This window comes from Hominilimicola sp. (assembly GCF_046972485.1).
In the GTDB taxonomy this organism is placed as follows: domain Bacteria; phylum Bacillota; class Clostridia; order UBA1381; family UBA1381; genus Hominilimicola; species Hominilimicola fabiformis.
Genome location: NZ_JBKVWU010000108.1, coordinates 1 through 7818, shown reverse-complemented (window position 1 = coordinate 7818; position 7818 = coordinate 1). Strand labels below are relative to the sequence as shown.

The window sequence follows — 7818 nt, the reverse complement described above, 5'->3', positions numbered from 1 at the left end:
AGTATTCATATATCAGTTCGAGCATGGTTAAGGAGCTTGCGGGATTTCATGGAGATTTGACAGGTCTTGTACCTTGTGAAATAATAGAAACAATCGAAGAAAAATATAAGTAGGGATGAAAGGATTGAACGAAATGGATATGGATATGGATATCATGGAAATTGTCGATATGATGGAGGAGGCTATTGAAAAAGCATCGGCTGTACCTCTAACCGGAAAGGTTATGATTGACAAGGGTGAACTTTTAGACTACATTCAGGAAATTCGTCTTGTATACCCTGACGAGCTAAAGGAAGCAAAGTGGGTTAAGGAAGAAAGACAAAGAATTTTGTCAGAGGCTGAAAACAGAGCCGAGGCCATTCAAAAGAATGCCGAAGAAACTCAAATGCAGCTTATTGACGAACACGAAATTACAAAGGCTGCATATGAACAGGCTAATGAGCTTGTTAATGCCGCTCAGCAGAAGTCTATCGAAATTAAGACTGATACAGACCAATATGTTGATGACGTTCTTAACGACGTTGAACACAGATTGGACTTGCTACTTAGAAAAGTTCGTGAGGACAGAGGTTATTTCAATAATAACTGATTAAATAACGATTAAATATTTTTGAGCTGGATTAATTTTACTGTTCAGCTCTATTTCACTTTATAAAGATATTAACATTTTAATGCACAATAGAGAATTTAAGGGAGGATATGAATATGCTATCAGATATTGAAATTGCACAAAATGCAAAAATGAAGCATATCCGTGATGTTGCCGCATCAATCGGCATAGCAGAGGATGATTTGGAGTTTTACGGAAAGTATAAGGCTAAGATTGCCTCTGAACTTTGGGGAAAGGTTAAGGACAATGAAAACGGAAAGCTGATTCTTGTTACGGCAATAAATCCTACTCCGGCGGGTGAAGGTAAAACAACGACAACAATCGGACTTGGCGACGCACTTACCAATATGGGCAAAAAGTGCGTTTTGGCACTTCGTGAGCCGTCACTCGGACCTGTTATGGGAATTAAAGGCGGTGCTGCAGGCGGCGGTTACAGTCAGGTTGTACCGATGGAGGATATAAATCTTCATTTTACAGGTGATATGCACGCTATAACTGCGGCAAATAACTTGCTTTCGGCAATGATTGATAATCACATTCATCAAGGCAACGCGCTTGATATTGATGTTACAAACATTGTTTGGAAACGTGTTGTTGATATGAACGACAGAGCTTTACGTCACGTTGTTGTCGGTATGGGCGGTAAGGTGAACGGTATTCCGCGTGAGGACGGTTTTATGATTACCGTTGCATCGGAGATTATGGCGATACTTTGTCTTGCAAACGATTTGGAGGATTTGAAAAAACGTTTGGGTGAAATTATAATCGGTTATAACCGCAGCGGTGAGCCTGTTAAGGCTTCGGATTTAAAGGCACAGGGTGCAATGGCGGCACTTTTGAAGGACGCTATAAAGCCTAACCTTGTTCAGACGCTTGAATACACACCTTGCTTTATTCACGGCGGTCCGTTCGCAAACATTGCACACGGCTGTAACAGTGTACAAGCTACAAAGCTTGCAATGAAGCTTTCTGATTATACAATAACAGAGGCAGGTTTCGGTGCGGATTTGGGTGCCGAAAAGTTTATGGATATTAAGTGCCGTATGGCAGGAATTAGCCCTGACGCAGTTGTGATAGTTGCGACTGTTCGTGCACTTAAATATAACGGCGGTGTTAAAAAGAACGATCTTAAAGAAGAAAATGTTGACGCTTTGAAAAAAGGTATCGTAAACCTTGAAAAACATATTGAAAATATGAAGTCATTCGGTGTACCGGTTGTTGTGGCGGTAAACCGTTTTGATACGGACAGTGAAGAAGAACTTAATACTGTCATTGAAAGATGTCACGAATTGGGTGCAGAATGTGCACTTAGCGAAGTCTTTGCAAAAGGCAGTGAGGGCGGATTGGACCTTGCCGAAAAGGTTATTTCGGCGGTCGAAAACCAAAAAGCTGACTTTAAACCGGCATACGATACCGATATGTCAATTAAAGATAAGATTAATGAAATCGTGACAAAAATTTACGGCGGTAAGGGTGTTAATTACACACCGAAAGCACAAAAGCAGATTGCAAGACTTGAAGAACTCGGTCTTGATAAAAAGCCTGTATGTATGGCAAAGACACAGTATTCATTGTCTGACAACGCAAAACTTTTGGGAAGACCTGAAAATTTTGAAATTATGGTAAGCAACGTAAGAGTTTCAAACGGTGCGGGATTTATCGTTGTTGAAACGGGTAATATAATGGTTATGCCGGGACTTCCGAAAGTGCCGGCGGCTGATAATATAGACGTTGATGCAGACGGAAAGATAACAGGGTTATTTTAATTATGGAATTTGAATCAAACAGTTATGAAGAAACACAAAAATTTGCCGAGAAGTTTTCCAAAACTTTAAAGGCAGGTGACGTACTTTGTATGTACGGTGATTTGGGCGTCGGCAAAACAGCATTCGTGCAGGGACTTGCAAAGGGACTCGGAATTGACGAGCCTATCACAAGTCCGACTTTTACGATTGTGAATGAATACAGCGGCAGACTTCCTTTGTATCATTTTGATGTGTACCGCATAGCAGACAGTGATGAAATGTATGAAATCGGTTATGAAGAATATGTTTACGGTGACGGCGTAAGCGTTATCGAATGGCCACAGCTTATTGACGACATACTTCCCGAAAAAAGATATGACGTTACTATATCAAAGGATTACAGCCGTCACGATAATTACAGAAAAATCGAAATTCAAAAAACGGAGGCAGAAAAATGAGAGTTCTTGCAATAGATACCTCGTCCAATGTCGCTACTGTTGCGGTTATGGAAGATGAGCTTTTGCTTGGTGAGTATATTTTAAATCATAAAAAAACTCATTCGCAGAAGATTATGACAATGATAGAACAGATTTTGTCGGAGCTTGAATTGACCGTTCAGAATATTGACATATTTGCGGCGGCTATCGGACCGGGTTCGTTTACAGGACTTCGTATAGGTGTTGCAACTGTCAAAGCTCTTGCACACGCAACGGGCAAACCTGTGGTGAGCGTCGGAACACTTGAGGCACTTGCATATAACGTGCCGTATGCGGAGCATATAATTGTGCCGATAATGGACGCAAGACGTGACAATGTGTTTACGGCAAGCTATATTTGGGACGAGGGCTTTAAGGAAATCGGAGAGCCTGAGGCAATCAGCATTGATGAATGTCTTGAAAGTTGCGGTGAATTTCTTGATACTATATTTGTCGGTGACGGTGTTAAGGTGCATAGGGAATATATTAAAGAAAAACTTGGTGACAAGGCGATATTTCCGCCTGCAAATGCATTAAATTCAAGAGCGTCATCGGTTGCGGCACTTGCACTTGATAAGGCAAAACGCGGTGAAACGCAATCGTATCTTGAAATGAAACCGTATTATATAAGAAAATCTCAAGCCGAAAGAGAGCTTGAAGAAAAAGAAAACAAAGAAAAAGGAGAAAGCAAATGATAGCAATAGGCAGTGACCACGGCGGTTTTGAATTAAAAGGACATATAATCGAACATTTAAAGGAAAAGGGTATCGAAGTTAAAGACTTCGGAACATACAGTGAGGCAAGCGTTGATTATCCAGACTGTGCAAAGCCTGTATGCAAGGCTGTTCTTGACGGTGAATGTGAATGCGGTATACTTATCTGCGGTACAGGTATAGGAATATCAATGGCGGCAAATAAGTTTAAGGGTATAAGAGCGGCACTTTGCGGTGATGTGTTCAGTGCGAAAATGTCAAAGGAACATAATAACGCAAATGTTATTTGTATGGGCGGTCGTGTTTTGGGCAGAGAGCTTGCAAATATGATTGTTGACACTTATCTTGAAGCGGAATTTCAAGGCGGCAGACATGCCGACAGAATTAAAAAAATTCACGAAATAGAAACTATGTAATAAAAGACAGATTGTCTGCAAAGCCGTTACGGTTTTGCAGACCGTTCATAAAAGAAAAAACATTCAGTCAAATGCTGTAATTGGGGAAGCGTAATGACTGAATGTTTTTTTGTTGATAAATAATTACCAACTGAAATGAGTATAACATAAATCGACATTTTAGTCAACCGTTATTTTAATAAATTAAACTGTTTCTTGATTATAATTTAAACTATTAGTTGATAAAATACAATTAGTATTTTATCTGGAGTGGTAATATGAATAAGAAATTGTTTGAGGATATAGGAAAGAGAGTTAAAAAGAGAAGAATTGAGCTTGGGTATACGCAGGAGTATTTGGCTGAAAAAATGGACGTCAGTATACAGATGATTTCGGGAACGGAATCCGGCAAGAAAGCTTTGAAACTTGAAAACTTTATAAAATTTTGTGAAATTCTCGAAACTACTCCCGACTATTTGATAAAAGGACGTGATCCTACATCAATATTGATTGAAGAAATGGAACAGTTGACAGATACACAGATTGAAAGAATAAATGCGGTGATAAAGCAGTGTATCGAGATGTGCAAAGAACAAAATGAGCAATAGGAGATATTTGCAATCAGAATATTAAATTCAATTTACATTATATACAAAACTATTGACATATATCGAGTATAAGATTTATAATTTTTACAGAGAATAAGGGGTAAAAAGGGGAAAATTATGGAGTTTATACTGCCTGACAGCGTTATGAATATTTTAAGTCGCCTGGAAACAGACGGCTTTTCTGCGTTTGTGGCAGGCGGTGCGGTGCGTGATACGATTATGGGCAAAACTCCGCATGATTACGACATTGCAACGAATGCAAGACCTGAAGAGGTGAAAAAACTTTTCCGCCGTACGATTGATACGGGTATAAAGCACGGTACGGTTACGGTTGTTCACAACAAGACAGGTTATGAAGTTACCACGTTTAGAACCGACGGTGAATACAGTGACGGCAGACATCCGCAGAGTGTAAGTTTTGTCGATGATGCAAGGGAAGATTGTGCAAGACGCGATTTTACCATAAATGCGATGATGTATTTGCCGAAAACGGGTATAATTGATTATTTCGGCGGTCAGCGTGATATTGAAAATAAGATAATCAGATGTGTCGGTAATCCCGAAAAACGATTTAAAGAGGACGCACTGAGAATGTTAAGAGCGATACGTTTCAGTGCGGTGCTTTCGTTCAGAATTGAGGACGAAACATGGAAAGCAATAAAAAAATGTGCGGTGCTTATAAAAAAAGTCAGTCATGAAAGAATTTTGGAGGAAGTGAATAAAATACTTCTTTCAGAAAATCCCGACTATATCCGAAAATTGCACGAGTGCGGACTGCTGCAATATATGATGCCGGAACTTGAAAGATGTTTCGGTGAACCGCAGAGAAACAAGTATCATATTTATGATGTCGGTGAACATATTATGCACACCGTTAAATGTACACCGAATGATTTGGTATTGAGATGGGCGGCGCTTATGCACGATATTGGCAAGCCGTGTTGTTCGAGTACGGACCAAAACGGTATAATTCATTTTTACGGACATCACAGAGAAAGCTGTAAAATTGCTGTTGACCTTATGCACAGATTGCGTATGGATAACGACACAATTCGTGAAGTTTCGATACTTGTTGAAAATCATGATGTAAGAGTTGAGCCGTCGTTGCCTGCTGTTAAGCGAATGATGGCAAGAACGGGTGAGGTGCTTTTTGAAAAACTTTTGATACTGCAAACGGCGGACAATATGGCGAAAAATCTTGAGCATTTCCCTGAAAAGAAAAACAGAATAGAAGCGTCAATGCAGATTTATAAGCAGATTTTGGCTGAAAGGCAGCCGTATCTTGTTTCGCATCTTGCGGTAAACGGCAAGGACCTTATACGTCTTGGCTATCGCCCGGGCAGAGAAATCGGCGATGTGCTGAAAAAGTTGATAGACGAGGTTATCATAGATGCGAAGCTTAACAACAGAGATTATCTTTTGAAAGAAGCAAGAATATTAAAGAAAAGCAATTCAAAAAACGGCTCACAAAGGTGAGCCGTTTTCTGTATTTTCTTGTAAAAGTTCGGTATAGTATTTTTCAAGTTCGGGATATTCCAAAAGTTCTTTGCGTCCTTCTGTTGTTATACCGTAGACTCCTTTTTTGACGTTATAAAACCAACCGTAAACATTCATTCTTAAAATATTATACGCGCGGTCAATACCGCTGATTTCCTTTATGCGTTTCGGCGACAAATCGCCGTACATATCAAGGATACACGCGATATGTATACATTGTTCGGTGTAAGCGGTTATGATTTTGGTGTTCGTCACACCGCCTGTGTTTGTGTCAATCGTTCTGCCGTTGATTTCTGTGAGAATTTCACGTCTTTTTCGGTAGTCGCGTGTTGTCGGTTTAAATTCGGTCGGTTCAAATACGATTTCCGCAAATGAATGACTGCCGCGAACTGAAACGAATATAAGTCCGAGTTCAAGTTTTTTTATCACCGCAAATGTGTTGCGAAATTTTTTCAGTGAATATTTTTTCGGCTTAGGTACGGCGATATATACGTCTGCACCTGTTTTGAGCCTTTTCAGACCTTGTGCTAAAAGTGTTACGGATAAATTTTTCTTTAACTCTATAATAATAAATTCGTCATTTTTCGTTGCGGTAACGTCACAGTCACGCACCTCTGCATTGACTTTGTATCCGCGTTTTACGAATAAATCACGCACAGGAGGAAAAAGTTCTTTTTCCGTCATATTTCTTTAAGTTCTCCCGGTTTGATTTCGTAATGTTGACCGTCAACTTCAATCCATACAGATATTGCGTTAGGATTGTAAACTCTGTCTCCCTTAGCGGTGTATTTAAGATTTTTTGCGGCATTCATATAGTCAACGATTTCAATATTTGTAGCGTACCATATATCGTCACGTCCGCCGATAAATTTACAGAAACCTTCGATTAAATCCCAGCTGTTGTCGCGGTCAAATTCATAACTGTGTCCCCAAACGTACATCATATAAAGATATTGTGTTTTATGTAGGTCGGCAAAACGTTCTGCATTCTGCATAAGGTTGTGACCGTGGTGACAGGTAGATTTCCATTCAAGGAAGTTGTCGGGAAATGCAAAATCGTCCGTACTTCCGACAACACGACTGTATTCTATGCCGCAGGCAGGAAGAAGATTGATAATATCCTTGCTGTATGAGCCGTTAGGGTAGCTAAGACCTCTTACGGGATATCCGACTGCGTCCTCAAGTGCTTTTCTGTCCTCAATTACTTGCTGAACAACTTGGTCAAGCGGACAACGTTCAATAGTTGGGTGAGTGCTTGTATGGCACGATACTTCGTGACCTTTGTAAAGTTCCTTGACTTCCGAAAGCTGTATTCTGTCCTCATCAACAGGCATAATACCTGTGTTAAGGTGGAATGTACCCTTGATACCGTATTTGTTGAAAATCTCGATAAGCTTTCTGTCGAAAATCTTACCGTCATCGTAACTCATTGTAAGTACCTTGTGTTTTCCTTGCGGGAAACAAGTGTAAATTGTTTTGAAAGGTCTTTTGTTTTCCATTTTTTATATCTCCTTTTTGTGTTTTAATGTAATGACCGTTATTTCAGGTCGGTTAAACAATCTCGGCAAAAGCATAGGGTTGCCTATACCTCTGTTTACAATCATATCGGTGTGCGGTGCGTGGTAATGCCCGGCAAAGTATTTCGGAAAGAACATTGACGATTTACTGCCCCAGCTTGATTTAGGTGCAACGACACCTCTGCCTTTCGGTATTCTGAATTGCCCGCCGTGCATATGACCTGCAAGAATAAGGTTGAAACCGCGGTATTTTAATC

The 7818-nt window shown here is 40.1% G+C and carries 9 protein-coding genes and 1 pseudogene; 7 read left to right on the top strand and 3 right to left on the bottom strand.

What is annotated here, in order from left to right; genetic code table 11:
* Positions 1-133: 133 nt before the first annotated feature.
* The 7 genes from ACLTU0_RS09575 (at position 134) to ACLTU0_RS09545 (ending at position 6023) form a co-directional block, all read left to right on the top strand.
* A complete protein-coding gene (locus tag ACLTU0_RS09575; protein WP_022230639.1) occupies positions 134-589 on the top strand; it encodes a hypothetical protein in 456 nt (151 codons plus the stop codon).
* A 116-nt stretch (positions 590-705) separates the two neighbouring features.
* The gene (locus ACLTU0_RS09570; RefSeq protein ID WP_412294043.1) at positions 706-2376 is read left to right on the top strand and encodes a formate--tetrahydrofolate ligase; all 1671 of its coding nucleotides are present in this window, start codon (positions 706-708) and stop codon (positions 2374-2376) included.
* 2 nt (positions 2377-2378) lie between these two features.
* Positions 2379-2813 (top strand): tRNA (adenosine(37)-N6)-threonylcarbamoyltransferase complex ATPase subunit type 1 TsaE, encoded by a 435-nt coding sequence (tsaE, locus tag ACLTU0_RS09565; RefSeq protein WP_412322219.1) that lies wholly within the window; start codon positions 2379-2381, stop codon positions 2811-2813.
* On the top strand, positions 2810-3526 hold the full coding sequence (gene tsaB / locus ACLTU0_RS09560; protein WP_412322217.1) for a tRNA (adenosine(37)-N6)-threonylcarbamoyltransferase complex dimerization subunit type 1 TsaB: 717 nt from the start codon (positions 2810-2812) through the stop codon (positions 3524-3526). The genes tsaE and tsaB overlap by 4 nt, the downstream gene beginning before the upstream one ends.
* Entirely contained in the window at positions 3523-3960 is a 438-nt protein-coding gene (rpiB, locus tag ACLTU0_RS09555; protein WP_337599592.1) for a ribose 5-phosphate isomerase B, read from the top strand. Before tsaB ends, rpiB begins: the two co-directional genes overlap by 4 nt.
* 257 nt (positions 3961-4217) lie before the next feature.
* Positions 4218-4547, top strand: a complete 330-nt coding sequence (locus ACLTU0_RS09550; protein WP_022230634.1) for a helix-turn-helix domain-containing protein — start codon at positions 4218-4220, stop codon at positions 4545-4547.
* Positions 4548-4664: 117 nt separating this feature from the next.
* Positions 4665-6023, top strand: a complete 1359-nt coding sequence (locus ACLTU0_RS09545) for a CCA tRNA nucleotidyltransferase (RefSeq protein WP_412322215.1) — start codon at positions 4665-4667, stop codon at positions 6021-6023.
* On the opposite strand, the gene ACLTU0_RS09540 is transcribed toward ACLTU0_RS09545, so the two are convergent.
* From ACLTU0_RS09540 to ACLTU0_RS09530, 3 genes and pseudogenes are all read right to left on the bottom strand, one after another.
* Positions 6012-6728 carry a DUF2161 family putative PD-(D/E)XK-type phosphodiesterase gene (locus ACLTU0_RS09540; protein WP_412322213.1) on the bottom strand — a complete coding sequence of 239 codons (717 nt, stop codon included), beginning with the start codon at positions 6726-6728 and terminating at the stop codon, positions 6012-6014. The two genes, ACLTU0_RS09545 and ACLTU0_RS09540, sit on opposite strands and share 12 nt — an antisense overlap.
* Entirely contained in the window at positions 6725-7543 is an 819-nt protein-coding gene (locus ACLTU0_RS09535) for a polysaccharide deacetylase family protein (RefSeq protein ID WP_117967052.1), read from the bottom strand. Before ACLTU0_RS09535 ends, ACLTU0_RS09540 begins: the two co-directional genes overlap by 4 nt.
* Before the next feature lie 3 nt (positions 7544-7546).
* Positions 7547-7818 (bottom strand): annotated as a pseudogene (locus ACLTU0_RS09530) (hypothetical protein); the annotation flags it as partial.

Coding starts and splice junctions, on each gene's coding strand:
- ACLTU0_RS09575 (WP_022230639.1), top strand. CDS start 134: ATGGATATGGATATGGATATCATGGAAATTGTCGATATGATGGAGGAG.
- ACLTU0_RS09570 (WP_412294043.1), top strand. CDS start 706: ATGCTATCAGATATTGAAATTGCACAAAATGCAAAAATGAAGCATATC.
- tsaE (WP_412322219.1), top strand. CDS start 2,379: ATGGAATTTGAATCAAACAGTTATGAAGAAACACAAAAATTTGCCGAG.
- tsaB (WP_412322217.1), top strand. CDS start 2,810: ATGAGAGTTCTTGCAATAGATACCTCGTCCAATGTCGCTACTGTTGCG.
- rpiB (WP_337599592.1), top strand. CDS start 3,523: ATGATAGCAATAGGCAGTGACCACGGCGGTTTTGAATTAAAAGGACAT.
- ACLTU0_RS09550 (WP_022230634.1), top strand. CDS start 4,218: ATGAATAAGAAATTGTTTGAGGATATAGGAAAGAGAGTTAAAAAGAGA.
- ACLTU0_RS09545 (WP_412322215.1), top strand. CDS start 4,665: ATGGAGTTTATACTGCCTGACAGCGTTATGAATATTTTAAGTCGCCTG.
- ACLTU0_RS09540 (WP_412322213.1), bottom strand. CDS start 6,728: ATGACGGAAAAAGAACTTTTTCCTCCTGTGCGTGATTTATTCGTAAAA.
- ACLTU0_RS09535 (WP_117967052.1), bottom strand. CDS start 7,543: ATGGAAAACAAAAGACCTTTCAAAACAATTTACACTTGTTTCCCGCAA.